Source organism: Acinetobacter sp. ANC 5414, from assembly GCF_013004295.1.
Classification (GTDB): Bacteria; Pseudomonadota; Gammaproteobacteria; order Pseudomonadales; family Moraxellaceae; genus Acinetobacter.
Window position 1 is genome coordinate 1 of the sequence record NZ_JABERM010000030.1, and the last position, 25,304, is coordinate 25,304.

General features: G+C 36.6%; 23 protein-coding genes and 5 pseudogenes. 13 read left to right on the forward strand and 15 right to left on the reverse strand.

Annotated features, from left to right (window positions below):
* Nucleotides 1–109: 109 nt before the first annotated feature.
* The 3 genes from HLH18_RS12640 (at nucleotide 110) to HLH18_RS12645 (ending at nucleotide 1,041) form a co-directional block, all read left to right on the forward strand.
* A complete protein-coding gene (locus tag HLH18_RS12640) occupies nucleotides 110–295 on the forward strand; it encodes a hypothetical protein (protein ID WP_171547116.1) in 186 nt (61 codons plus the stop codon).
* 243 nt (nucleotides 296–538) lie between these two features.
* Nucleotides 539–664: a hypothetical protein gene (locus HLH18_RS16225; RefSeq protein ID WP_284729611.1), complete on the forward strand. Its 126-nt coding sequence runs from the start codon at nucleotides 539–541 to the stop codon at nucleotides 662–664.
* Nucleotides 665–786: 122 nt separating this feature from the next.
* Nucleotides 787–1,041 (forward strand): hypothetical protein, encoded by a 255-nt coding sequence (locus HLH18_RS12645; RefSeq protein ID WP_171547117.1) that lies wholly within the window; start codon nucleotides 787–789, stop codon nucleotides 1,039–1,041.
* A gap of 335 nt (nucleotides 1,042–1,376) precedes the next feature.
* On the opposite strand, the pseudogene HLH18_RS12650 reads toward HLH18_RS12645, so the two are convergent.
* Nucleotides 1,377–1,547 (reverse strand): annotated as a pseudogene (locus tag HLH18_RS12650) (hypothetical protein).
* A gap of 468 nt (nucleotides 1,548–2,015) precedes the next feature.
* Between HLH18_RS12650 and HLH18_RS12655 the strand changes: the two are divergent.
* Nucleotides 2,016–2,645, forward strand: a pseudogene (locus HLH18_RS12655) (site-specific integrase family protein); the annotation flags it as partial.
* Nucleotides 2,646–2,663: 18 nt separating this feature from the next.
* On the opposite strand, the gene HLH18_RS12660 reads toward HLH18_RS12655, so the two are convergent.
* Nucleotides 2,664–3,810, reverse strand: a protein-coding gene (locus tag HLH18_RS12660; RefSeq protein ID WP_502708135.1) for an IS3 family transposase whose coding sequence is annotated in 2 segments (ribosomal slippage) — nucleotides 2,664–3,558 and nucleotides 3,557–3,810 — 1,149 coding nt in all. Because the reading frame shifts where the segments join, the coding sequence is not laid out codon by codon here.
* A 344-nt stretch (nucleotides 3,811–4,154) separates the two neighbouring features.
* Between HLH18_RS12660 and HLH18_RS12665 the strand changes: the two genes are divergently transcribed.
* Entirely contained in the window at nucleotides 4,155–4,412 is a 258-nt protein-coding gene (locus HLH18_RS12665; protein WP_171547119.1) for a hypothetical protein, read from the forward strand.
* Between the two features lie 205 nt (nucleotides 4,413–4,617).
* On the opposite strand, the gene HLH18_RS12670 is transcribed toward HLH18_RS12665, so the two are convergent.
* On the reverse strand, nucleotides 4,618–5,220 hold the full coding sequence (locus HLH18_RS12670) for a hypothetical protein (RefSeq protein ID WP_171547120.1): 603 nt from the start codon (nucleotides 5,218–5,220) through the stop codon (nucleotides 4,618–4,620).
* 1,401 nt (nucleotides 5,221–6,621) lie between these two features.
* Between HLH18_RS12670 and HLH18_RS12675 the strand changes: the two genes are divergently transcribed.
* Both HLH18_RS12675 and HLH18_RS12680 read left to right on the forward strand, forming a co-directional pair.
* Entirely contained in the window at nucleotides 6,622–7,038 is a 417-nt protein-coding gene (locus HLH18_RS12675; protein WP_171547121.1) for a hypothetical protein, read from the forward strand.
* A 137-nt stretch (nucleotides 7,039–7,175) separates the two neighbouring features.
* Nucleotides 7,176–7,355, forward strand: a pseudogene (locus HLH18_RS12680) (type II toxin-antitoxin system RelE family toxin); the annotation flags it as partial.
* Between the two features lie 268 nt (nucleotides 7,356–7,623).
* Here HLH18_RS12680 and HLH18_RS12685 read toward each other — a convergent pair.
* The 4 genes from HLH18_RS12685 to HLH18_RS12700 form a co-directional block, all read right to left on the reverse strand.
* Nucleotides 7,624–7,818 carry a hypothetical protein gene (locus HLH18_RS12685; protein WP_131289710.1) on the reverse strand — a complete coding sequence of 65 codons (195 nt, stop codon included), beginning with the start codon at nucleotides 7,816–7,818 and terminating at the stop codon, nucleotides 7,624–7,626.
* A 350-nt stretch (nucleotides 7,819–8,168) separates the two neighbouring features.
* A complete protein-coding gene (locus HLH18_RS12690; RefSeq protein ID WP_171547123.1) occupies nucleotides 8,169–8,663 on the reverse strand; it encodes a flavin reductase in 495 nt (164 codons plus the stop codon).
* 78 nt (nucleotides 8,664–8,741) lie between these two features.
* Nucleotides 8,742–9,770, reverse strand: a complete 1,029-nt coding sequence (locus HLH18_RS12695; RefSeq protein ID WP_171547124.1) for a methionine synthase — start codon at nucleotides 9,768–9,770, stop codon at nucleotides 8,742–8,744.
* A 30-nt stretch (nucleotides 9,771–9,800) separates the two neighbouring features.
* Entirely contained in the window at nucleotides 9,801–10,802 is a 1,002-nt protein-coding gene (locus HLH18_RS12700) for a putative oxygenase MesX (protein ID WP_171547125.1), read from the reverse strand.
* Between the two features lie 1,014 nt (nucleotides 10,803–11,816).
* On the opposite strand from HLH18_RS12700, the gene HLH18_RS12705 reads away from it, so the two are divergent.
* A complete protein-coding gene (locus HLH18_RS12705; protein WP_250852423.1) occupies nucleotides 11,817–13,058 on the forward strand; it encodes an amidohydrolase in 1,242 nt (413 codons plus the stop codon).
* Between the two features lie 138 nt (nucleotides 13,059–13,196).
* Here the strand turns inward: HLH18_RS12705 and HLH18_RS12710 are convergent, their stop codons facing one another.
* Nucleotides 13,197–14,654 carry an MFS transporter gene (locus tag HLH18_RS12710; RefSeq protein ID WP_171547126.1) on the reverse strand — a complete coding sequence of 486 codons (1,458 nt, stop codon included), beginning with the start codon at nucleotides 14,652–14,654 and terminating at the stop codon, nucleotides 13,197–13,199.
* Between the two features lie 652 nt (nucleotides 14,655–15,306).
* Here HLH18_RS12710 and HLH18_RS12715 point away from each other — a divergent pair.
* Together HLH18_RS12715 and HLH18_RS16260 are read left to right on the forward strand one after the other, a co-directional pair.
* Nucleotides 15,307–17,184 carry a potassium transporter Kup gene (locus HLH18_RS12715; RefSeq protein WP_171547127.1) on the forward strand — a complete coding sequence of 626 codons (1,878 nt, stop codon included), beginning with the start codon at nucleotides 15,307–15,309 and terminating at the stop codon, nucleotides 17,182–17,184.
* Nucleotides 17,185–17,361: 177 nt separating this feature from the next.
* Nucleotides 17,362–17,463: pseudogene (locus HLH18_RS16260) on the forward strand (transposase); the annotation flags it as partial.
* Nucleotides 17,464–17,521: 58 nt separating this feature from the next.
* Here HLH18_RS16260 and trpA read toward each other — a convergent pair.
* Together trpA and trpB are read right to left on the reverse strand one after the other, a co-directional pair.
* Nucleotides 17,522–18,307 (reverse strand): tryptophan synthase subunit alpha, encoded by a 786-nt coding sequence (gene trpA, locus HLH18_RS12720; protein ID WP_171547128.1) that lies wholly within the window; start codon nucleotides 18,305–18,307, stop codon nucleotides 17,522–17,524.
* The gene (gene trpB / locus HLH18_RS12725) at nucleotides 18,304–19,515 is read right to left on the reverse strand and encodes a tryptophan synthase subunit beta (protein ID WP_171547129.1); all 1,212 of its coding nucleotides are present in this window, start codon (nucleotides 19,513–19,515) and stop codon (nucleotides 18,304–18,306) included. The genes trpA and trpB overlap by 4 nt, the downstream gene beginning before the upstream one ends.
* 102 nt (nucleotides 19,516–19,617) lie before the next feature.
* Between trpB and HLH18_RS12730 the strand changes: the two genes are divergently transcribed.
* Nucleotides 19,618–20,499, forward strand: a complete 882-nt coding sequence (locus HLH18_RS12730) for a LysR substrate-binding domain-containing protein (RefSeq protein WP_171547130.1) — start codon at nucleotides 19,618–19,620, stop codon at nucleotides 20,497–20,499.
* Between the two features lie 232 nt (nucleotides 20,500–20,731).
* A protein-coding gene (locus tag HLH18_RS12735; protein WP_171529913.1) for an IS3 family transposase occupies nucleotides 20,732–21,807 on the forward strand; the annotation gives its coding sequence in 2 pieces (ribosomal slippage) (nucleotides 20,732–20,984 and nucleotides 20,984–21,807; 1,077 coding nt in all).
* Nucleotides 21,808–21,847: 40 nt separating this feature from the next.
* On the opposite strand, the pseudogene HLH18_RS16070 reads toward HLH18_RS12735, so the two are convergent.
* The 3 genes and pseudogenes from HLH18_RS16070 to ribA form a co-directional block, all read right to left on the reverse strand.
* A pseudogene (locus HLH18_RS16070) lies at nucleotides 21,848–22,103 on the reverse strand (ISNCY family transposase); the annotation flags it as partial.
* A gap of 128 nt (nucleotides 22,104–22,231) precedes the next feature.
* Complete coding sequence (locus HLH18_RS12740; protein WP_171547131.1) at nucleotides 22,232–23,017, reverse strand: MipA/OmpV family protein; 786 nt, start codon at nucleotides 23,015–23,017, stop codon at nucleotides 22,232–22,234.
* A gap of 47 nt (nucleotides 23,018–23,064) precedes the next feature.
* The gene (gene ribA / locus HLH18_RS12745; RefSeq protein WP_171547132.1) at nucleotides 23,065–23,667 is read right to left on the reverse strand and encodes a GTP cyclohydrolase II; all 603 of its coding nucleotides are present in this window, start codon (nucleotides 23,665–23,667) and stop codon (nucleotides 23,065–23,067) included.
* 714 nt (nucleotides 23,668–24,381) lie between these two features.
* Here ribA and HLH18_RS12750 point away from each other — a divergent pair.
* Nucleotides 24,382–24,576: a hypothetical protein gene (locus HLH18_RS12750; protein ID WP_171547133.1), complete on the forward strand. Its 195-nt coding sequence runs from the start codon at nucleotides 24,382–24,384 to the stop codon at nucleotides 24,574–24,576.
* A 91-nt stretch (nucleotides 24,577–24,667) separates the two neighbouring features.
* Here the strand turns inward: HLH18_RS12750 and tnpA are convergent, their stop codons facing one another.
* Nucleotides 24,668–24,958, reverse strand: a complete 291-nt coding sequence (gene tnpA, locus HLH18_RS16265) for an IS200/IS605 family transposase (protein ID WP_171547277.1) — start codon at nucleotides 24,956–24,958, stop codon at nucleotides 24,668–24,670.
* A gap of 176 nt (nucleotides 24,959–25,134) precedes the next feature.
* Complete coding sequence (locus HLH18_RS16075; protein WP_250852424.1) at nucleotides 25,135–25,284, reverse strand: hypothetical protein; 150 nt, start codon at nucleotides 25,282–25,284, stop codon at nucleotides 25,135–25,137.
* Nucleotides 25,285–25,304: the final 20 nt, after the last annotated feature.

A 25,304-nucleotide genomic window follows, 5' to 3' on the forward strand; every position in this document is an offset into this window, starting at 1 on the left:
GTGATGTCCTAAAAAGACTACCCACCCATAAAGTCACAGAAATTGAGGATTTGCTACCTCATCGTTGGAAACCTGAACCTCGTTAAAACATAGCAATGGGATTCAGCGGATGCTTACAAAAGATTTACAGTTTTATGCGGATGAGCTGGCAAAATCTCAGTGCGTAAGTTGTTCAGGTTTTAAGCCCCATAACATGATGATTATTGATAAAGTCAGGATTGAGCTTAAGCCACTAGACGAACTGCTTCATCAGGAGAGACCTGAATTTGTATCAGGATTAGATGTGTTGGCTTGAATTAAAGCTACTGTGATGTAATTGAGCGTAAAAGTGGCTTGTTAATGAAAATAATATTTCTAACACTTTCGGTAAATAATGTGAATTTAGATAGGAATATATTCAATTTAAATCAATTATTTACATTAATAAAACTTACATGAAAGAAAATTGAAACAGATAGAGTGTGGAATAATAAAATTTAAGGAGTAAATTAAAAAAGTCATTATGAGTACAACATATTCCAAACTATAGGATAAAAAAATGGCTAATCAACAACCCATGCAGCAAAGTCAGTATAATCAACAGCCGGATCAACAGAAATCATTGAATAAGCCACAGCCTGATCAACAAAATCAGCAATCCAATCCACAAAAACAACAGAAATAAAACTTTGCTTTACTCGCCTTGAATCCAAGTATTCAGGGTTTTTATTGTTTCAAAGTTTTCGTAGATAAACTGCCTGATTATTTTATTTGTCATCATTTCATCCAAAGGTAAAAATAAATTAAATGAACTTAAAATCCTTCAAAATCATAAGCGCTGTTTTAGCAATTATAGGTATTGCAGCCTTTCTATATTTCCAGTATTCAATGAAACCAGAAGAATTTGGTGGTTTTAAAGAGGGTACAGAGCAATACAATGGTTATCGTTATGCTCAGGACACGCTTAAGTCGGTAGACCAATGTGATGATGATAAAGACGATCCAGCGATGAATTTTAATGAGGAATTTTTTGAAGGATGTAAAAAGTATTTTGAAAAATAAAAGAAGTTTTCTAAGAGAAAGTTTATTGTATAAAGTAAATAATCAGTTATGAGGCGGGAAGTTAGTCATCATTTGAATAAAATCACCTCTGCATCCCTAAAAAATTCTCCGTAACTTTCTGCAATAAAAATATCAGCTTCTGTTTGACTGCTAAAAACTTTTTGACCGATCTTCTTCAGTCGTCCAGTGCCATTGGCTAAACATCACAAAATGCAAATCTATTTATTCTATTTTACTTTACGATAAGCGGTAAATAACCCACATAACATGTAAGGCGAACACAACAAAGCTCTAAATTAAAGGGCTTTGACATAAAGCAAAAAACTTATTTACTTTTAGTGGTGAGGTCTTTTTTTCTTGCCACCACCATCTTGCTTATTGACTGTAGCCCAAGCAATACGTTCCGCATCTTCTTCAGAAAGACCACGTTCTCTTTCACTCTCAAAAATATGTTTTGCCTATCGTTTCTGTTTTTCTGTATAAGCTGATTTATTACCTGTAGGCATAAGTTTAACCTCCTACAAACTAACGAGTTGTTTTTACAATTTTAAATCAAGTAAGAGAAACTTAACAGGCATAATTCATGTTCAGGATGTATTATATATTATTGAAAAATAGAGATTTTTAGGCTGTATACAAATTTTGAAATAATTGAATTTTGAAAAAATTTCTACAAAGTTGCACTGCTCCTGGGTCCTTTTGCTACAACTCAAGATCACTCTTTATTTTTTAACTTATTGAAAATAAATCTGTTTATATATCTATGCTCTCATTACCCATCCAACATAAACTTGCAGGATTCTACTTTTTCTATAACACTACTGTGGGTTTTTAATTTTATAAATATTTTTAAAAAACAATTACTTAGTATGTATTTTTGATGGTTTTTATTGTTGCAAAAAATGGCTTGTAGACTATTTATAGACTGTTGGGAAACATGCTTAAATCATAATTCGCTAAAATCGGATTGAACCATGAAACTCAACAAATCTAATGTTGATGCTATTCCATTGACTGAAAAAGGTCAAAAAATATATCGCGACTCTGAATTGATAGGTTTTGCTGTTCGTGTAACTACTAAAAGTAAAACATACATTATTGAACGACGTCATTCAGGGGAGCTGTTTCGTGTAACGATCGGCAAGACTTCAGATATCCCACATACAAATGCTCGAGCCAAAGCTCAAAAAATATTGGCGCAGATTTCAAATAATGAGTATATAAAACCTAAAAATGTTAAAAACGGTAAAGGTCCATTAGATCTAACTGTAAATGAGGCATTAGATATTTATATTGGTCGTAATGACTTTAAGCCTAAAACCATTCGTCAGTATCATAAGTATTTTGATTTGTATTTAGGGTGGTCTAATAAAAAACTATTCGAAATATCAAAAGAAGAGGTGCTGGATAAATTTATTGATGTTACTAAATTCAGCCTCTCATCGGCGAATGGATCTATTTCTTTATTGGGTACCATATGGAAGTACATGCATGTACTGTATTCAACAGATGATCAACCAATTTTAAAATCCAATCCTGTAGATATTATTAGTGTCACGAAAGGCTGGAATACGATTAAGCGTCGTGAGCGATATCTACTAAAGTGAATAGCCACCAAAACTCTAGACACACATAACCATCTTTTGATGGGCCTTTTCATAATCTAATGGAGAACGCTGACCATTGGAACCATGTCTGCGTTTTGAATTGTAGAACATCTCAATATATTCAAAGATATCCGACCTAGCTTCAGTTCTTGATGAATATATTTTCCTCTTGATTCTCTCTCGTTTTAACAACTGAAAGAAACTCTCGGCAACAGCATTATCATGGCAGTTTCCACGCCGACTCATACTGCTTTCAAGATTATGATGCTTGAGAAATGTCTGCCATTCATGGCTGGTGTATTGGCTACCTTGATCAGAATGGATCAGAACCTTCTTCTTTGGATTCCTTCGCCACAAAGCCATTAGTAATGCATCTAAAACCAGGTCTGTCGTGATTCTGGATTTCATCGACCAGCCCACAACAAGACGAGAAAACAGGTCAATTACAATTGCAAGATACAGCCATCCCTCATGAGTACGAATATAAGTAATATCAGTGACCCACAGTTGGTTGGGATGAGTTAGGTTAAACTGTCGATCTAAAGTATTTGCGGCAATAACAGATGGAGTACCTACATGAGCTCTGGGTTTACGATAGCCACGCTGTGATTTCAGTCCATCTGCTTTCATCAGCCGGTGTACTCGATTAATCCCACAGCTTTCACCAAAATCCTTCAGATCAAAGTGGATCTTGCGATAGCCGTAGACTCCGCCAGATTCTAGCCAGAACTGTTTAATTAATCCCGAAAGCTGTTGCCGTTTCCTCGCAGTTTTACTGATGGGTTGCTTTAACCATGCATAATAACCACTATGATGAACATCCAGAGTTGAACATAAACGACGAACAGGCCATATATGCTGGTTGTCCTGAATAAAGGCGTACCTCATTTGGACTGGCTTGCGAAGTACACCGCAGCTTTTTTAATATGTCCCTTTCTTCGGTGACCCTTTGCAGCTCTTTTTTTAGCTTCGCCAGTTCTGCAAGCGGATCACCATACTCTGTTGTCTTGGGTTGCTGTGGATCATAACGTTTAATCCAGGCATACAGACTATGGGTGGTAGTTCCTAAACGTGCAGCAACTTCGGCCACACTATGGCCTTTCTCGGTAACTTGCTTTACTGCTTCAATTTTGAACTCTTCAGGGTATCGTTTACTGCTCATAAGCACCTCGTTAATTAGCTATTTTATCTAACTAAAAGGTGTCTACAAAATCGGTGGCTATTCAATGATCAAACTCATACATACGTTCATGATCCTGCCCTAAAAACTCACCTCGTTTCATCTCTTTTGAACTCTGATTTTGTTGGACCCTGAGAATAAAACAATAATATTTACTCTATATTTCTAAACATGCTTAAAAGCTGAAAGCCTTACTCTATCAGCAATAAAAAGTTTTTTTTAAGCGCAATAATGCACAAATTTTTGGCATTTACTCATCGATACTGGTTCTGCTAAGATTGGATTTATAAGAATTAAAGTGTTCAATAAAATTAATGGATATATTTATGAATAAACGGATTGCTTTAGAAATTACTAAAAATTTACGATCTATTTATACTCATCAAGTCAGAGTGGCAGAGCTATTCTTAAAAATAGGTGAAGTCTCTAATCTCACCCCTCTAATCCTCATAGGAAATAAAACCGTTTTTTCTTTTAAAGAAACAGGGAAATCCCTCACTAAAGTTAAAAAGGAAATTTCTGCTGTCAAAAGTACTTCGCAAGCAGATGCCGTGTTGGCAGAGATCATTTCCGAGCTGGTATAGATTTTAGGGGTGTATTTGAAATTTAGCTCTCTAATTCTTTGTTATAAAAAGAGTAAAGAAGTAAATAAGGATGAGAGTGCTATGCTTTTTTATCCAATTCACTACACTTTCCATCGTATAAATCATATGAAGCGTGGGTCTAAGGATCCACGCTTTTTTGACTTCGTATAACGTTTAGTATGTTAATTTTAGATAATCTATAAAATTAAATAGTTTCCAAAATTTTTATAATTGCTTCACGTAAATTAGGCTGTTTTTTACGGCTATTTAAATTAGCTTTAAATGTTTCTAAATTAATTTGACTTAAATCCAGTTTCACTATTGACTCTTCTAACTTACTTTTTATCATCTGAAATTTCTTCAAACAATCCTCAAGTTCGTCGATTGACTTACCATTATTAATTTCTATACCTAGCTTAGCTGTATGAATAGCACTCTGTAGAACTACATCTTTAAAAGATAATTCAATACAATGATCTTGAATTCGAACTAAGTTATGACCAACCAAGAAAGAAATTTTTGTATTTAATGTACTTATTGGAGACAACTTAATAAAGTTATTACTTTTTTTGTAGGTCTTATTTTTTTCAGCCTCAATTTCTGATTTCCAACCTCGTGTTGTTAAAAAATCATCCAGATCAATAAAAACTAGATTATGTACTGATTTTTCAATATTACTAGCCAATTTTTTTAGATTAGCATTGATATGAAATAGATCATTTTTTAATTGGTTTTTACGTGCTTCATTACTATCAAACTGATGTAATTTAGTCATAAATGATGGTAAACGTTCTTCTAAAGCATTCATTTAAAGTAACCTAATTAGTTAATATAAAGTTTGATTATTAACAATTGTATGTTTTTTATACTCAAACATGGAGTTGTGGCATAAACATTCAAAAGATTTATATAAAATAATTCCACTGAGATCATTAATCTTTTCGTGATTTTGTCCTTTATCGGTTAATCTAACTCATTTAATTCGACCATTATTTTCATAAAAATGAACTGATTCTTTCTCTTTTAAACGGTTAATAATTTTCATGCTAGTTAATATCCTAAACTCCCTAAACTCCCTAAACTCCCTAAACTCCCTAAACTCCCTAAACTCCCTAACTTTTCATTCGCTTCTTTGAGCATTTTTTATAATGAAAAATTAGAAACCCAGAATTTTTACATACAATGCTTTTTTATACTTATTTATTGTTTTTATGTAAAAGAATTAAAGCACTTAATGGTTGAGTACTCTATTACTAAAAATACCAATTTATTTGTTAAAATTTAAATAAAATGAAATATATTAACTCTAAAAAAAATCATAAAAGTCCACTTTAATTTATTAAATAAATATTAATTTAAAAATAAATTTTCTTTATAGTGTGTGTTATATATGGGTTATTTTTTAATTTTCGTTAAAATCTAACAGTGGTAATGTGGAGATTCATAGTTAAATAATAAATGAAAAATCATCTAAATTTATCTAAAATAATAGGCATTTTATATATACGGCCGAATATTAAAAATATCTTTAAAGATTTTCTAGATATATGTAAAATCAAATATGATTGCTGAATCGTGTGCTTGATTTGGAAATATCTATGTAGGACATTTCTAGTTAGGAATAACACAAAAAAGTGCAGATTCTGTACCCACGCTTCATATGATTTATACAATGGAAAGTGTAATGAATTGGATAAAAAAGCATAACTCTCTAATCCTTTATTTACTTCTTTGAGCGTCTTTATAACAAAAAATTAGAGAATTAAAATTCTGTTACCCTTCTCTTTCTATATTTACTTATTGTTATTCTGAAGCTGATTAAACCACTTGTTGATTGATTTTTCACCACAAAAATAATAATATAATATAATCATAAAAATGTAATCTAATGTAACTAAAATAACATATCCATTAAACTTCAAAATTATCTCCCCAATTGAACTGTGATACTGATTAATAGCATCCGTTTTTTATGGTGAAGATTTTTTTATGTCACGTATAAATCTAAACTGGCAGCCTAACTTAAATAAACTGTCTCGGACATATTGGTCCAAAAACCCTTAAAGATCTGGAACAGCATTGCCCATCAGAGTGAAACAAAAAAATGAGATTCTATCTCCAGACCCTTTGTTATTTTTAAGATCGTATATGATTTTATAAATTTAAAAGAAACTCAAACTTTAAAATATTCGAATCATGGGAATACAATATGAAAACCAAGTTAATCACGCTGACATTAGCACTATCCGTAGCATCACTGGCAAACGCACATAATCATGAACAGTTAATGAGTAATGATTACCAATTGTTTAGTCCAGAAATCACCTCTAAAATCACTGAGCACAAACCTGTTTCATTAGATTTTATTGCTAGTGCAATCAGCACCCCAACTCAGGCGGTATTAAAAGAAAAGTTAGGTGAGACTAAAAACATCGCAGTGATTAGCGATGCTGAAATCTGGTATTACGGTGTTCAAATCACCAATCAGGCAAATCAAAAATGTTCTGTTTCTTTTATTTTCGATCGTGAAAATGGCAAGTTAAGTACATCGGCAGATCTGATCAGCTTCCACCAATTAGAATGTGAATCAGTCGTTGCCCAAAAATTAGAAAAGAAAAATAGTTAACTCCAAACCAGACACTGAAAAGCCTGCTTTTGCAGGCTTTTTAATTCGTCCAAATTTTCCGTATATCACCATGCCAGAATCCGGTTTAATGACAATTAAATAGAATATTTGAGCTATTATTGAACATAATGGGCATTATTCCGAAGGATACGCTTAGAGGACATCTTGCTGGCTGCTATAAAATTAAACTGTTAAAAGCTGGACTAAGACTGGTCTATCAAGTCAAAGATGATCAAGTTGTTATCTTGCTTATTACCGTTGGAAAACGGGCTGATAGCATGGTTCATGACGAAGCAAAAAAGCGTATTAAAGACTAAAAATGTCCAATTTTCGAGGGGCGGTTCAGTTATAGCTCCCATTTTTTTAAAAAAAGTGAAATTCAGGCAATAAAAAAGCCCAACAGGACATTGAGCTTTTTTATATTTGATGCTTAGGCCTAGTGAGGCTAACCCTCGCTAAATAAGCTCTTACTTCTGTTTTTTAAGCTGTTTTTTGAACTTATTTAACTTGTTTTTGTGTTTTGAAATCTTTTCAAGACGTGCTTTGATCTTCTGTTTCAAGATTTTAACTTGCTTCGACATAATGTCACTCCTTGGTATGAATATCCGCTGACTGGTTTTTTTTCATAAAACTACGGATAAATTTTCTTAATTCTCTAGCGGCACTGGTGTCCATGGCTTCACATAATTGAATGAACTCATCACGTTCAGTGCTGTTAATGCGAATTAAGAGTTGCCCATCTTTTCTGTTGGCCTTTATTTTTTTGGGTTGATCAGTCATAAGATATTTATTCCCAAAGGCACTAATACAAATAAAATGTATATACACTATATATACATTTATGAAATTAAGCAACTATTTAATTTATTGTTTTTTATTGAAAATATTTGTGATGATGAAATTATTTCTGCAAATTTAAAAGAATGGAATCTGATGGCTATAGCAAAATTTCAATATGTAAAAATTGGCACTGTTGCAAATAAGGATATGAATCGATGATATTCCCGATTTGCAACAGTGCCCAATGATCAGCCCCTAGCCACGCCAAAGAACCCAAGTGCAAATCCTGCCAGTGCACCCATGGCTAAAAAAATAATAAGTTCCACGTAATACCAACTTTAAAAATAGATTTAAGCAGTTTCTGTTTCACCAACCTGATGATAAGCGCGGTTAAAATAGACTAAGGCCTGATCTTCTTGATTTTTTTTGATAGCAACAATCGGACAGATAAAAATCGTGTGTGTGCCAACTTCTTGGATCTGCCCAATTTCACAATCAAAGCTCACCAGTGCATCTTGAAGTACAGGAGATTCTGTTTCTAAAGCCGACCATTTACCCTGTTCAAAACGCTCTTCCGAACTGAATTTTGAGGATGCGAATACATTAGAAAGATGCTCTTGCTCTGCGCTTAATACATTCACACACAGCACTTTATTCTCTACAAAATTTGCATGTGAACGGGATGATTTATTCATACACACCAATAATGTCGGTGGTGTATCGGTCACGCTACACACCGCAGATGCGGTAAAACCATGACGACCCGACTCACCCGTCGTGGTCACTACATTGACTGCACTTGTTAATAAAGACATTGCATTTTTAAAGTCTGTCGCTTCAACCATCACCGTATTCCATCATTCAACTTTTGTATAAATTCCATGTTGCCTCCCCCCTTGGAAGGCATCATGGATTCACTGTAATTAGCGAGATAATTCCTGACGAATAATCTCAGCACCAGCACTCAGGGCATGCAGTTTGCCACGAGCCACTTGGCGACCGAGTGGCGCCATACCACAGTTGGTTGAAGGATAGAGTTTGTCTGCATCTACAAATTGAAGTGCTTTACGTAATGTATTTGCCACTTCCTCTGCTGTTTCAATCGTGTTACTTGCGACATCAATGGCACCCACCATCACTTTCTTGCCGCGAATCAGTTCAATCAAATCCATCGGTACACGTGAGTTATGACATTCAAGTGAGATAATATCGAGTTTAGACTGCTGCAGTTTTGGAAACGCCTCTTCGTATTGACGCCATTCTGAGCCTAATGTTTTTTTCCAATCGATATTGGCTTTAATACCATAACCATAGCAAATATGCACTGCGGTTTCACATTTCAGACCTTCAAGCGCACGTTCTAGAGTCGCGACACCCCAGTCATTCACTTCATCAAAGAACACGTTAAATGCAGGCTCATCAAACTGAATGATATCCACACCTGCCGCTTCAAGCTCACGTGCTTCCTGATTCAAGATCTTGGCAAATTCCCAAGCCAGTTTTTCACGGCTTTTGTAGTGACCATCATATAAAGTATCGATCATCGTCATAGGGCCAGGCAGTGCCCATTTAATTGGTTGATCTGTCAATGAACGTAAGAATTTAGCATCTTCAACAAACACAGGCTTTTGACGAGAAACTTCACCGACAACAGATGGTACCCTTGCTTCATAACGATCCCGGATTTTTACCGTTTCACGTTGATTAAAATCCACGCCTTCAAGATGCTCAATAAACGTCGTCACAAAATGCTGACGGGTTTGTTCACCATCGCTGACAATATCGATACCCGCTTGTTGCTGCTCATGTAGCGACAAACGTAATGCATCTTGTTTTGCATCTAGCAATTCTTGGCCTTCTAATTTCCAAGGTGACCAAAGTTTTTCAGGTTCTGCCAACCAAGAGGGTTTTGGTAAGCTGCCAGCAGTAGATGTTGGGAGTAAAATAGCCATATCTAATCTTCTATCTGTATTTACGGTGAATTAAGCAGCGTGTTGTTGGTTGGCAGTATTTTTGGCCGTGAACTCAGCAGCCCATTGGTCAAGAATGTCTTTATACGGCTTGATAAAGTTTGCTTCCGTCCACTTCCCTTGCTTCACGGCTAACTGACTACGTTCAACACGGTCATATACAATTTGTGTCAGTGAAAAATCCTGATAGTTCAAGCTGGGTTGATACACCACGCCTGCTGGTGAATTGGTGTTATAGATTTCAGGACGGTAAATCTTTTGGAAGCTTTCCATGGTGCTAATCGCACTGATTAACTCAAAGTCTGTGTAATCACGTAATAGATCACCTGCAAAGTAAAATGCTAAAGGTGCATTGCCATTTTCAGGCTTGAAATAACGAACGCTTAAACCCATTTTCGCGAAGTATTCATCAGTACGTGAATATTCATCATTTTTATATTCTACACCCAGTACAGGATGCACATTTGCAGTACGGAAATACGTCTTAGATGTTGAAACACTTAAGCAAATCACCGGTTGTTTTTTAAATTCAGCTTTGAACACTTCAGAACTTACAAGATGTTGATACAGCTTGCCGTGTAAGTCACCGAAGTCTTCAGGCTTTTCATTGGTTTTACAGCCTAATTGCGGTAATACAACGCTAAAGTCATAGTCACGTACATAAGATGAGAAACTGTTACCGATCATGCCCTCAATACGTTCATTGGTGTAATGATCGGTAATGGTACTTTTCAGCGTTTCAATAAATGGGAAAGTGTTGCCATTGCCTTCAATATCGATTTCAGCCGAGATAATATCAATCTCAAGTGAGTAACGATCGCCTTTTGGATTATCCACGGTTGCCAAGCTGTTAAAGCGGTTATTGATCATCGCTAAGGTTCTGCGCAGATTTTCTTGGCGGCTTTCACCACGTGCTAGATTAGCGAAGTTTGTGGTTAAACGTGTGTTATTCGCTGGTGCATAGTTTTCGTCAAAACGAATGCGTTGAATTGAACATGCAAATTTGTTACTCATGATGATGCGCTACCTAATTTCTGATATAAAACATGAATTTCTGTATGGAGTGATTTATACCTAAATCACCACATGAATAAAAATGATTTTACTTAACCAAAAGATGAATTAAATTCATGTTTAGTGGTCTGCAGATATTAAAAAGTGCTCTAAGATAGAAAAATTGGCTACCTAATCTTTGATATTTCAATTCAATTAAGCCACTATAAAATGGTTAAGAATAAAGTTTTAGGATTTGTCTGATAAATTATATAAAAATTATAAAATACAATAACTAATAAAAATATGTATTGAAGAAAACTTAAAGATTCACTTAGAAAATTGACTTTAGTCTGCGCAAATTGAATCCTATAGAGGAGATGAAAATTTTTTATAAAGCATTTATATTTTATCCTTTTAGGAAGTAATAACTATTATTTGGTATAGGCTACAAAATAATCTTTAATGAATTAAACTCATTATAAGATTAGAAAATATCAACATATTCAGCCTACCTGCTGATGTCCAGATAGTCAGAATAAATATTAGACCCACACCCTATAATTATAATGCCGTCAAGTAATTGCAGGTCGGCAAGCACATGCAGTCATTCCACCAAAAAGAATACATTGCATCAAATCTTACGAAGCAGGGCTTCTCAGGAAACAAACTCAGCGCAAGGATCTTTCAAAGCAAGATCAATGAAATCCATGCACGTGTGGCAGTACCTTAAAAATTTACCGAATTAGGCAGACCTCACGCTCAAGTTGCCACTTAAATTTGAGTAGCTTAGGGTAGCTTTAACTTTTAAATGTTTGTGCAACACAGAGCCAATCTGTGATCAAAGCAGAACTCAGCGACTTCCGAGAAAAATATGACCTATTAACAGCTTTAATTCATTCACGAAAACCACACAAAATGATCTAGAAATAATGCACTGATTCAAGCCTTAGTTATTTAAAGTTTTAATCAGTAGCAATGATGATCAATCCGTTTTTCAGCTCTCAATAAAACCAATTTTAAAAGGATAGTGCGATGAACAAGCCAATGAAAGCACTGGAAAAATCAATTATAGAACTAATTCCAGAACTCACCGATATTTATAAAGATTTCCATCAGAATCCTGAACTTTCCATGCAGGAATTCAGAACTGCTGAAAAAGTGGCAGAGTATCTACAACCTTTAGGCTATGAAATTCATGAAAAAATTGGTGTCACTGGTGTTGTAGCTCTCATGTCCAATGGCACTGGTCATACGGTCATGCTAAGGGCAGATATGGATGCACTGCCGATGCCAGAAAAAACTGGCCTGCCTTATGCGAGTCAAGCCACAGGCCAAACTGCTGAAGGAGTTAAAACCGAGATCTCTCACATGTGTGGACATGATTTACATGTTGCATGGCTCATGGGCGTTGCAAAAATTCTGTCCCAGCATAAAGAAGCCTGGAGCGGAACCTTGATGCTAGTATTTCAACCAGGTGAAGAGGTTGCCCAAGGTGCATTGGCCATGATTGAAGACATGCAAGATAAATTTCCTAAGCCCGATATTATTTTGGGACAGCATGTGATGGTAGGAAAGGCCGGCACGGTGGGCTATAAGGCGGGCGCCATTTTAACTGCGGGTGATAGTTTACACATTACTTTTCATGGTCGGGGAGCACATGGTTCGATGCCGCAGAATTCGATTGATCCTGTCATGATGGCAGCCTATAGCGCAGTGCGCTTACAATCCATTGTTTCCCGCGAAATATCCCCCCAAGAGAGTGCGGTGTTAACCATTGGCAGCATTCAAGCAGGAACCAAAGAAAATATTATTCCTGATACTGCAGTAATGAAATTGAATATGCGCAGTTATAAAGATTCTGTCCGCGATAAGATGCTGAATTCGGTCCAACGCATCTGTACTTGCGAAAGTCACGCTTCAGGTGCAAATGATCCTGAGATCAAGTTTATAAACAGTTATCCTGTCACTGAAAATGATCTACAGGCAACCGCCAAGCTGGAACAAAGTTTTATCGATTTTTTTGCCGAACAGGCTTATGTCACAGCACCTGTCACCGCCAGTGAAGATTTCAGTTACTTTGGCCGTAAATGGGGCGTTCCTTATGTGTTCTGGTTTGTAGGTTCTACAGAGGCGAGCCAATGGGAACAGGCAGTACAAAACAATACCGTGGCTCAAATTCCTGCCAACCACTCATCTTTATTTAAAATAGAACTAGATCCGACCGTAAAAACTGGTTTGGAAGCCATGCTGGCTGCAGCATTAACCTGGTTATAACATGGGTCTCGTGGGGCAGATGGAGGGTACATTAAAGAGCGCCTCATAGTACTTACAATCCCATAAAGAATAGGGGCAATCAGCATCTATGTGCCCCCTTTAATCCTCTCAAACTTGTGCATTCCAAGAATCTAAATCTTAAGTTTTCTTACCTTTTGGTACTGTGAGCATGATTGATATAATAGCAACAACGATCATGAGTACGTTAAACCCTAGTGCCATGATTGCAGCCTCACGTACGGCCAGGTTGTCCTGCCGACCGGAAAATGTAATCACCCCTTCCAGCCACATAATGCTTTCATTGTTGGCGCTGAATGCAGTGAAAATCGCTGCTGAGATCGCTACGCCAAAGGCGGCACCGAGCGATGAGGCCATTTTGTAGATGCCTGAACCCGCACCAGCCTGTGCATCAGGCAAGTTGGCTAGGGCCGCATCGGTAGATGGGGTGGCATAGAAAGCCAAACCTACACCAAATAACGAATAGCCGATGATGGCGAGGATCTTATAGTCTGTCAGAAGCAGATTAGCCGGTGACAGCAGTACAATCGACAAGCCGGTGATGAGGCAACCCCAGATCATCGGCTTACGCGCACCATAAAGTTTCAATAATTTCTCGCCGACACGAATGAAAGCGATAATTGCAATTGCATAACCTAAGGTCAGCATACCTGCGGCCTGAGCCGTCATATTTCCGCCAAATTGCACCAATTGCAATGATACGATCAGCGTGCCAGCTACTGCATTGAGGAGGAAGTTAGAGATTGTTGCACCGGTGTAAGTGGCGTTCTTAAACAGGCTGAAGTCGAAGAAAGCATTGGGCGACTTCGATTCAATTTTTAGAAAAAGGGCACCAACCACCACTGTTATAGCGATCAATCCGAGCGATAACGGACTGGCCCAGCCAAAATTATTGCCCTGAGTGACGACTACCTGCAACGCCACCATAGCGACCATGAAGGTCAGTACACCGGGTAGATCAAATTTATAATCACCCTTGGTTTCAGCCTTGCTCTCCGGTGTACCACGCATCATCCACAGGCCCAATATGCAAACTGCAATTGACACGAAGAAGATGGAGCGCCAGCCAAAGTTTTGCGACATCAGGCCGCCAAACAATGCGCACAAGCCAGAACCGCCCCACGAGCCAATCGACCACATACTGATGGCGCGTTGACGTTCTGCACCGTCCCAATAGGCTTTCACAACTGCCAAGCTGGCTGGCATGATACACGCTGCCGAAAGCCCCTGCAGCGCGCGTCCGACCAACAGGACCGGTAGAGTAAGGTCACCTGTTGGTGTCAGACCAACGAGCAGAGAGCCAATGATGTTGAGATAGAAACCAATCCGCACGATCTTCATGCGGCCAATTCGGTCGGCTAGCCCACCCATAACGACGATGAAGATCCCAGAAAACAGGGCTGTGATTGCCACAGCGATGTTCATACTATTGGCTGTCATACCAAGGTCACGACTCATGTCGGGTGCGATATTTAAAGTCGTTTGGGCAAACAGCCAAAAGGCTATGACCCCCATGATGATGCCAAACAATAGGCGATCGTTACCTTTAAATGCTATGTTGCTTGTCGTGGAATTCATAAAAAAACCCCTTTTTTATTTTAAACACAGCTCTAATTGAGGCCCAGAAATAGCCTCGTTATTACTACCTGGCAGGATAGTTAGACACTATATGATGTGCACACCTATTATTCCTGTAAATCTCTACTCAAACGCTTTAGGATTGAAACTGCCATTTAAAAAATATAACTCATCTTGCTTTCAGCCTAAGTGAATCTTTGTTGTGTTTTGTATTAGCCTTGAATAAACACCTTTTAGTTAAATATGGGACTATTAAAACTTTCCGATGAATATTGTGAATTGGTTACAGGGTGATGCTCAAAGAGCATCCTAAAACCTGTTGATCTGATTAATTCACATGGACTTATCAAGTCCTAGGTAAAAGTTGTGAAATAATTTTCGTGGAAGATAAAAATCCATAAAAAAGCCCAACTAATCATAGATGGACTTTTATAAAAGACATAACTAATTGTTTTTAATTATTTAAATAAAGATATGTTATTCCCAGGTAGAAATTTCCACTTTCAGAATACTTAATTCAGCACTCATATGGTGCAGGCTTAGATAGAAAAGCTATTAGATTCTTAAAAGGCATGGTTTTTTATGTATGAGCAATTTCATGATAACTCTAATGATAAAATTGTAAGCTTGTCAGTTTTTTGATTTGCACAATATGCAAAATAAAGTGAGTAAGCCGGCAGTACCCGCATTGACGCTAGCTGCATTAGGCGTGGTATTCGGTGATATAGGGACGAGTCCTTTATATGCCTTAAAAGAAAGTTTTCACGCAACCCGTGGATTACCGATTAACGAAATTAATATTCTTGGGATTCTGTCCTTAATCTTCTGGACCATTACATTAATTGTTTCCATTAAATATGTATTGGTCATTATGAGAGCAGATAACAATGGTGAAGGGGGAATTATGGCTTTATTGGCCCTCAATCTTCGCCAAGAGGGTCTCTCTCCCCGAAAAAAACTGATCATCATTATCTTGGGTTTTTTGGGGGCATCTTTATTTTTTGGAGATGGAATTATTACCCCGGCCATTTCGGTGCTTTCAGCAGTAGAGGGTCTTTCAATTGCCGCGCCAGCTTTTGATCACTTCGTCATTCCAATCAGTATTGGAATTTTAATTGCACTCTTTGCTGTGCAAAGACATGGTTCTGCAGTAATGGGGAAGTTTTTTGGTCCCATAACATTGATATGGTTCCTTTCGATTGGTGCCATAGGTATCAGCAGTATTATTCAAAGTCCGTTTGTTCTCGCATTACTTAGCCCGCATTGGGCTTTTTTGTTTGTAATCAATAATCCTGTTATTTCATTTTTCGTGATGGGAGCTGTAGTTCTAACAGTTACAGGTGGAGAAGCCTTATATGCAGATATGGGACATTTTGGAATTTTACCGATTCGGTTGGGTTGGTTTTTAATTGTTCTACCATGTTTAATACTGAATTATGCAGGACAAGGAGCATTGCTGTTACGGGATCCGACGACAATCACAAATCCCTTTTACTTGCTTCTCCCCTCCGCACTTCTATATCCGATGATTATTCTTGCAACAGCCGCCGCAGTAATCGCTTCTCAAGCATTAATCAGCGGTATATTTTCCATGGCGAAGCAAGCAATTCAACTGGGATTTTTACCTCGCTTAACCATTTTACATACCTCTGACTCAGAAATTGGGCAAATCTATATTCCATTACTCAATTGGCTGTTATTTATTTCTATTACTATTCTGGTATTAATATTTGAAACGAGTAGTAGTCTGGCAGGAGCATATGGCTTGGCAGTGACAGTGACCATGTTCTGTGACACGTTATTGGTGGCTTTTCTCGCTTACAGTTATTGGAAATGGAAGACATGGAAAGTATTACTTTTTATTATTCCCTTTGTCTTTATCGACTTGATCTTACTGAGTTCTAATCTTCTCAAGATTCTTATTGGGGGTTGGGTGCCGGTATTTATTGCCATGAACGTTTTCATCTTAATGATGACTTGGAAAAAAGGTAGAGAAATTCTTCAAGCAAAATTGCAAAAAGATACGCTCCCGCTTAATACTTTTCTTGAACACATAGGAGGTACAACTCAAAATGTGAGCGGCAATGCAGTATTTTTAACGGGCACACCCCAAGTCGTACCGCATGCTCTTTTACATAACCTAAAACATAACAAGGTTCTTCATGAACGTAACTTGCTGGTAACGATCAGAGTTTCTGAAATTCCTTATGTGGATGAAGAAAATAGGATGGAGACAGAAATACTGGACAAGGGCTTCTATAGAATAGGTCTGAATTATGGTTTTAAAGAAGAACCGGATGTACCTAAGGCATTAGAGAAAGCTTTCGATAGCTTAGGACTAGAATATAATTTAATGGATATCAGTTTCTTTATTTCTAGAGAAAAACTGATTCCCAGTATGTCGAACAAGATGTCTATTTGGCGTGAAAAGCTGTTTGTCGCAATGCAAAAAAACACCAGTCCTGTAAGCGATTTTTATAAAATCCCTTCTAACCGGGTTGTAGAACTGGGCAGTCAGGTTGAAATTTAAGAAATTCTAATCTTGATTTGGCACCTTTTAAAAGGTGCCTTTTATTCACTTTAAAAAATCTTTTTCGAAGTCTAAGACAGCGAAAATTCCATTCATGATAATTGTAATAGCCCCCACTAAAAATAATTAGGAACTAAAAGTAGAATTTATTCTTAAGTTCTAGGCAAGAGAATGTGCATGAAAACCTCTAAATTTACTGACCGTCAGATCGTGTCCATTGTGAAGCAGGCTGAAGCTAACACACCTACTGCCACTCTTTGCCGTGAACATGCTATGAGCAGGCAGCGGTAATCGATATTTGTTGACATCCTTCCCCCTCCTCTCCCTCTACACAAAATCATTGAGTCTGTTTAAGTACCTGTGAAAAAGCTCTTACTTTTTCTAAAGTAGCATTAACCCCTTTGTTAAAAAAAGTATCAACAAGTGCCGAACCTACAACGATGAGATCTGCTTTATTCGCTAAAGCTTTAACATGACTTTCATTTTTGATGCCAAAACCAATGGCTACAGGAATCTGAAATATTGGTTTTATTTGAGCTATCTTTCGCTCAAGATTTGCTAGGTTTAAAGTTACTCCAGTTAAACCATTTTCCGCAACATGATATAAAAAACCGGTAGCACTCCCTGAGATTTGTTCTAATCTATTAACTGGCGTGGTTGGAGCTGTCATGGAAATTAAATGCATATTCTTTGCATTTAATGCCACTTTAAAATGATCTTGATATTCATAGGGCGCATCTAGAATAAGGATGCCTTCAATAAGGTTTTCGGTTTCACATACAAGTTTTTCAAAACCGTATTGCAGAATAGGATTTAAATAGGTCATGAATACAATTGGTGTCTTGTTATCCTTCAACCTTATTTCTTTGACCAATTCGATAGTTTTACTCACTGTTTGACCAGCACTTAAAGCTCTGATATGGGCAGCTTGAATGATTTCTCCATCTGCAACAGGATCAGAAAATGGAATGCCAATTTCAATAATATCTGCTCCAGCTTGGCCTAATTGACTAAACAAATGAGAGCTTTCTGCGAAACCAGGGTCTCCTGCAGTAAAATAACACACCAGACCGCTTCGCTTTTCCTGTTTTAGTTGCTTTAATTTTTGCTCTAAACGGTTCATTCTGTTACTCCTGCGAGATATTTTTTGACTGTATTTAAATCTTTGTCACCTCTCCCACTTAAATTGACAATAATGCTCTGTTCAGGCTGCATTTCTTTGGCCAGCTTAATTGCATATGCGATAGCATGAGCACTCTCTAACGCTGGTATAATTCCCTCCTGCTGACTTAAAATCTGAAATGCATTTACTGCATCCTCATCATTTACAGCGACATAATTTACACGCCCTGTTTCAAACAGGATGCCGTGCTCAGGACCAACTCCAGGATAATCTAATCCTGCTGAAATCGAATGTCCGTCTAGAATCTGTCCATCTGAATCTTGTAATAAATAAGTCAAATTACCATGCAGCACACCAACTCTACCTTTTGAAATAGATGCAGCGTGCTCACCGCTGTTTGTTCCTTTTCCACCAGCTTCAACCCCAAACATTTTGATACTCGTATCTTGTAGAAATGAGTGCATTAGACCCAAGGCGTTGGATCCGCCACCCACACAGGCAACCAATGCATCAGGGAATTTATTTTCTTTCAGCAATATTTGATTTTTAGCTTCTATGCCAATAATTTTCTGGAACTCTCTCACTATGGTCGGATAGGGATGAGGACCTGCACCCGTTCCTAATAGATAATAGGTCGTGTCTACATTACTGATCCAGTCCCCTAATGCCTCATTCATAGCATCTTTTAAGGTTCCACGACCTTTCTTAACGCTTTTAACTTCAGCCCCGAGTAATTTCATTCGATCAACATTCATTTGCTGACGATGAACATCCGTTTCCCCCATGTAAATGGTGCATTTAAGCTTAAAGAGAGCACATACTGTTGCTGTTGCAACACCATGTTGTCCAGCACCTGTTTCCGCAATAATTCTGGTTTTACCCATTAATTTAGCCAACAAGATTTGTCCAACACAATTATTAATCTTATGGGCACCGGTATGGTTCAAATCTTCTCTTTTAAGATATATTTTGGCTCCCCCCGCATACATTGTGAGATTTTTTGCATAAAAAAGAGGGCTAGGTCGACCCACAAAATCTGTTAAAATTTGTCGGTATTCAGTCCAAAACTCGGCTTTATTCCGAATAATATTAAATTCTCGCTCTAGGTCTTGAAGCGCAGGCATAAGACTTTCTGGCATGTAGCATCCGCCAAATTTCCCAAAAAACCCTGATTTATCAGGACCATTACCTGTATACAGTGTAGTCATTTTATATCACTTGAAGAATCAACATTTTCTTCATCTTAAAAGATTTCCATTTTTTATATAATTGATATATTTTTAGATCATGATGTTAGAAAAACTCACACTATGAAAAGTAGAAAGTTACCACCATTAAATGCTTTGAAAGCATTTGAAGCGGTGGCTAGAAATAGAAGTTTCAGCTTAGCTGCAGAAGAACTATGCGTAACTCATAGTGCTGTTAGCCATCAAATAAAACAGTTGGAAGAATGGCTTGATAAAAAATTGTTTATTCGACATTCATCAACTATCTCTTTAACCAAAGATGCAGAAGACTTATTCCGCCTTTGTACTCACTTTTTTAACGATCTAGAAAAATGTGTCTTTGAGTTAACAAATAAAGCTTCTGACGTTGAAATTGTTATTGGAGCATCTCATAGTTTTATGGCGAATTGGCTCATTCCACGATTAGAAAAACTCGAAATCATTTATCCGAATATCCATGTTAAATTAATGACATGCAATGATTTAAAGTTATTAGAAAAAGAAAAAATTGATATTTTTATCAATAGTTTGAATCTAGCTCAAACCCTTCCGGAGTCTCTAGAGAAATACATTTTATTTCCTGATAACATGGGACCTATTTGTAATCGTAAAACATATAGTCTAAACACGATAAATGATATTTTGAATTATCCACTACTTCATACCCATTCCAATAAAAATGCATGGAATATATGGTTGGATAGATCAAGGCTTCATTCTCCCCATAAATCAAGTGAACGTTATTTTGATAGTCTAAATTTAATGATAGAGGCAGCTGTTTCCGGGTTAGGTATTGCAATAGCACCTCAAATTTTAGTAGAAAAAGAAATATTGAATGGAAGAGTCATAGCTCCTTTTGGCTTTATATATTGCGACTATAACTTTTATGCGATAACAAGAAAAAAGAGTTCTAACAGTGATGTTATGAATATTGTTAATTGGTTAAAGGCCGAAGCCAAAGATTAGACAAAATTCATCTAGGAGAGCGGTAAAAGTCCATATCCAACTAAAAGGTGTATACCAAAACTAGAGATTAGTTAAAGTCCAGACACGTTAAATGCTTTATAACAATTTTTTTCTATTGAGATATTAAACTCAGGAAGGATGGTGAGCTTTTCATGCGCTAAGGTAATCCACCCTAAAAATAATAGGATTTAAAAGTAGAATTTTCTCTTAAGATATAAGCAGGAGATTCTGCATGAAAACATCTAAATTTACTGACAGCCAAATCATGTCCATCTTGAAGCAGGCTGAATCTGGTACACCTGTTGCCGCCCTTTGCCGTGAACACGGCATGAGTAATGCGACCTTTTATAAATGGCGTGCCAAATATGGTGGTATGGATACATCATTGATGGCACGGCTGAAAGAGCTGGAAGCAGAAAATACCAGACTTAAAAAGATGTATGCAGAAGAACGATTAAAGGCAGAAATCATTCAGGAAGCGATGGCAAAAAAGTGGTGAAGCCATCTTGCCGACGTAAGATGGCACAACAGGCAGTTGCCCATCATGCCATTAGCATTCGTCTAGCTTGCCGTGCATTTAGTATCAGTGAAACCTGCTACCGTTATCAGGCTCAACTCAGTGATGACAATGCTCTCATTGCAGAACAGTTGATTGAACTCACTGAAGAAAATACAGATTGGGGCTTTGGTCTGTGTTTCTCTTATCTACGTCATGTTGAAAATTATGCTTGGAATCACAAGCGTGTTTACCGCATTTACTGTGAACTAGCGCTAAACCTGCGTATTAAGCCAAGAAGAAGACTGAAACGGCATGCACCAGAACCTCTGAAAGAACCGATCCGGGAAAATCAGGTCTGGTCACTGGATTTTATGCATGATCAGCTGATCGATGGTCGAAAGTTCCGATTATTAAATGTGATTGATGATTACCGTCGAGAAGGTTTAGCGATTGAAGCAGGATTCTCATTACCTACAATCCGAGTTATTCGAACCCTCAATCAGTTACTAGAATATCGAGAAAAACCGTTAGTGATCCGATGTGACAATGGACCTGAATTTATCAGTCATGAATTTGTACGCTGGGCAACTGAACACAGTATACGTATTGAATATATTCAACCAGGTAAGCCACAGCAGAATGCATATATTGAACGTTATAATAGAACCGTACGTTATAGCTGGCTGAGCAAACATTTATTTGATACTTTGGATGAAGTACAAGATTATGCAACAAGTTGGCTGTGGCATTACAATCATGAAAGACCACATCAGGCTAACAAAGGAAAGCCACCTTTAATGGCTGCTTAACCTCTACTTTTAACTTCGGTTATTTATGGGAGGATTACCCTAAGGTCGGTTCGAAACCATGGAATTGATCAGCAACTATATTAAGGCACTTGAGTATAAGCTCTTAAGGAAGCCTGGAATTGCTGGTTTGACCACATTTAGCATCTGCTATGTAGCTACTTGAGCATTATATATTTGCAGCAAGCATCTGATCTGAGGTTCTGAGATATGAAGTATCAGCAGTTTGGGACCGGAGTTAAACATTGATCACCGACTTCTTGCAAGACTGGTAATCGTTTAAGTTTTTTATCCGATATAGACCTCAACCTATTAAACCGCCCGCTAAGAAAATCTCTAATTTCTACTTTGGAGAAACCTGACATTTATATTGGGGATTTACAATTTTGATTGGGTATCAGTTGTACTATGTTAATTTTAGATAAATTTAGAATTTATATGTGAGTCCGATAAAGAAGTTAGTTATTGAATGACTATCAATTAAGGGACTCTCTACTATTTTATCGGGTAAAAATTTATGTGTTATGGCAGAAGTTACTCTCAATTTTTGATTGAATGAATAACTTCCCCCTAAGGAAACATACGGAATAATGAGGTTATTAGGTCTATATTCTTCTACGCCTTTAGCGACTTCGCTATCTAGTGTGCCGTAATAATAATTGGCTCGGCTATCCGACAACCATTCCAATCCCACATTTGGCATAAGAGTGAATTTATTATTTAATCTCCAAAAATATTGATAGTTTGCTTTTACTTCTGCAGCATCACTAGCATTGCCAACATCATTGAGTGCTTGCACGGAAATAATTCCATAAGGTGCTTTCACTATCGCTTCTAATCCAACATCAGCACTGAGATCACGATCTTCTAATTGCGTTCTACTTAATTTTTTTTGAGCCAACTCCGATTCATTTAAATCATCCACATCAAGCTTATTCATATTGACGTTTACGATGCCATTCAATGTGAATAACTCATTTTTATAGAATTTCATACCTCCATAAAGGCCACGTAAAAAGAAGCGATCCCCTTCATAAGATAATAGAGGAACTGGCATCAGGTCTATATCTTCACCAATATATAGACTTGTGCTTCCTACAAGACCTAAGCCTACACTGAAGCCTGTGGATTTTTTGATGGTAGGCTGAATTTCATCTGCAATTGCACTTAATGGAATAAGAAAAATTGATAGTAGGATGATTTTATTTAGCATTTTTAGTCCAATATATTAATTTAGGAAATTAATGAAATTTACATCTACTAAAAGTCACATTTTTCATACATATGTGACATGCGTTCTTGTTTAGTTTGTAAATAACCTTGATTAAAGATATTTAAACCTACTGTTATAGCAACACGATCAACTACATTTACACCTAAATCTTTTAAGGCATTAATTTTAAGAGGATTATTAGTAATGAGTTTTACTTCTTTAACTTTTAAATAATCAAGCATAATAGTACACATATCATAGTGACGTGCATCTGCCGGTAAGTTTAAAAGCAAGTTTGCATCAACGGTATCATGTCCTTGATCTTGGAGTGCATAGGCACGAATTTTGTTCGTCAAACCTATCCCCCGACCTTCTTGACGTAAATATAAAATAACTCCCTGACCTTCATCACTAATCATTTTCATTGTGGAATGTAATTGTGGACCACAATCACATTTTAATGAACCGAAAGCATCGCCAGTTAAGCATTCAGAATGTATTCGGACCAATATTGGTTTCATTGAAGTAGCATCTAACCCTTGAGAAAGAGCAACATGTTCTTCACCTGTGTCTGGATCTTGAAATACTATAATTTCAAAATCACCAAAAGCAGTCGGTAATTTAGATTTAGCCACGAATTCTATAGCCACAGATTCATCCATTTATATTTTAAAAGCCAATAAAATTATAATATTCTCTATTCACAAAAAATAAATAGAAAATAATTAACCATCAAACCACCAAAAAATTAAAGATACAAAACCAAATACATGTTTTATAAAACCAAAAATAAAATAATTAATCTGGTATCAGATTTAAATTAAAATATATTAATATAAATCATTAAAACAGGTATTAAATAAAAATACTTAATATATCTAATGCTGTAAGTATCTCCACAATTAGTCCGGATAATGGTGACTGAAAATATCTTTAGATATTAACTTTCAATTATAATAATAGTTCTTTCATAGTGAATTTTTTGTGAAGCGAAATAACTAAAATAAGAATACTTAAAGAAATTTAGAATAGTAGAAAAAATGATATTTTTCTTAAAAGATATCCAGCAAACCAATGCAGAAAAAATAATTCAACATTGAAGTTTAGATATCATGTGCTTGAAATTAGAAACGTCTCTATAGCAAATTTCTATTTTCTTATTAGATGCTCCACACTTTATTGAATTTACATAAGAGCTTTTATGTTAAAGGGGCAGCAATTTAGATGATTATTCATGCTTCTAATTTAGAAAAACTTGCAGATTCCTTCATCTCCTGTAATGCTTTGGCTAAGGGTTTCATACATTTGCTTAGGCAGGTATTTGTTGTAGTCGGGCCGCTACAACATAGGAAAAGAGTACCTGTATGTTTAATCTCAAGATTTTTAAAGCAATCTCTACAGAAGTCTTATCTATAAAAAATGACTTAGAGTTAAATACTGAAATTCAACTCATCAATAAATATAAAACAGCAAAGTCAGAAGCCTATAAAGAAGCTATTATTTATATTTTTAAAGATCGGGGCTATACCCGCCTTGAAATAGGTCAGTTACTTGAATAAAAAATATTTATTTTAACTAAAAAGTTCGAAGTTCCTCACCTATAAATATGTTTTACGTGAGGATGAATATGAGAAACATTGTTACGCAAGATCATTCTGGTCTTTCCTGTTTCTCGATGTACTGTCTAATCATATCAATTGTTGCTCCTCCTGTGGTCAGCAAACAGTAGGCTCTAATCCAAAGAACAGGTTTCCAGTAGTGTTTTTTGAGTTCACTCTTAAACTCTTTTCTGATCAGGCGACTTGATACCGTTTTTAGATTATTGATGAACTTGCTCGGCATGATATTTGGGTGCATATTGAGCAACAAATGAACATAATCAGCTTCTCCATTGAACTCCAACAGTTCAATTTCCCAATCCTCATAGTTCTTTTTTACGATTTCCTCTACCTGTTATGTAAATAGGCAACTGTAGCTCAATATATCAAACTTCATCACATTGCTGCTTACACTGTTTAAAAGTGAGTATTTGGGTATTATTCTAATCGTAATAAATTTCGGTTTTTTAAAGGAACCTTTTTATAGCTTCATTATTTTGTGTTTTTTAAATTCTTAAACTATTCTAAATAGTCAGTACGTAACAGTATCACCTGTTTAGCTTGGTATTGGCGATGAATGGTTAAATCCATTTTAGCAATTATTTGAGAGGTTAAATCTGACGGCTCACGTACTAATAAGCCTTGTAATTTTGTTAGCAAACTATTCATTTTTCAATCCCCTATTCGAT

Coding starts and splice junctions, on each gene's coding strand:
- HLH18_RS12640 (WP_171547116.1), top strand. CDS start 110: ATGCTTACAAAAGATTTACAGTTTTATGCGGATGAGCTGGCAAAATCT.
- HLH18_RS16225 (WP_284729611.1), top strand. CDS start 539: ATGGCTAATCAACAACCCATGCAGCAAAGTCAGTATAATCAACAGCCG.
- HLH18_RS12645 (WP_171547117.1), top strand. CDS start 787: ATGAACTTAAAATCCTTCAAAATCATAAGCGCTGTTTTAGCAATTATA.
- HLH18_RS12665 (WP_171547119.1), top strand. CDS start 4,155: ATGAATAAACGGATTGCTTTAGAAATTACTAAAAATTTACGATCTATT.
- HLH18_RS12670 (WP_171547120.1), bottom strand. CDS start 5,220: ATGAATGCTTTAGAAGAACGTTTACCATCATTTATGACTAAATTACAT.
- HLH18_RS12675 (WP_171547121.1), top strand. CDS start 6,622: ATGAAAACCAAGTTAATCACGCTGACATTAGCACTATCCGTAGCATCA.
- HLH18_RS12685 (WP_131289710.1), bottom strand. CDS start 7,818: ATGACTGATCAACCCAAAAAAATAAAGGCCAACAGAAAAGATGGGCAA.
- HLH18_RS12690 (WP_171547123.1), bottom strand. CDS start 8,663: ATGGTTGAAGCGACAGACTTTAAAAATGCAATGTCTTTATTAACAAGT.
- HLH18_RS12695 (WP_171547124.1), bottom strand. CDS start 9,770: ATGGCTATTTTACTCCCAACATCTACTGCTGGCAGCTTACCAAAACCC.
- HLH18_RS12700 (WP_171547125.1), bottom strand. CDS start 10,802: ATGAGTAACAAATTTGCATGTTCAATTCAACGCATTCGTTTTGACGAA.
- HLH18_RS12705 (WP_250852423.1), top strand. CDS start 11,817: ATGAACAAGCCAATGAAAGCACTGGAAAAATCAATTATAGAACTAATT.
- HLH18_RS12710 (WP_171547126.1), bottom strand. CDS start 14,654: ATGAATTCCACGACAAGCAACATAGCATTTAAAGGTAACGATCGCCTA.
- HLH18_RS12715 (WP_171547127.1), top strand. CDS start 15,307: ATGCAAAATAAAGTGAGTAAGCCGGCAGTACCCGCATTGACGCTAGCT.
- trpA (WP_171547128.1), bottom strand. CDS start 18,307: ATGAACCGTTTAGAGCAAAAATTAAAGCAACTAAAACAGGAAAAGCGA.
- trpB (WP_171547129.1), bottom strand. CDS start 19,515: ATGACTACACTGTATACAGGTAATGGTCCTGATAAATCAGGGTTTTTT.
- HLH18_RS12730 (WP_171547130.1), top strand. CDS start 19,618: ATGAAAAGTAGAAAGTTACCACCATTAAATGCTTTGAAAGCATTTGAA.
- HLH18_RS12740 (WP_171547131.1), bottom strand. CDS start 23,017: ATGCTAAATAAAATCATCCTACTATCAATTTTTCTTATTCCATTAAGT.
- HLH18_RS12750 (WP_171547133.1), top strand. CDS start 24,382: ATGTTTAATCTCAAGATTTTTAAAGCAATCTCTACAGAAGTCTTATCT.
- HLH18_RS16075 (WP_250852424.1), bottom strand. CDS start 25,284: ATGAATAGTTTGCTAACAAAATTACAAGGCTTATTAGTACGTGAGCCG.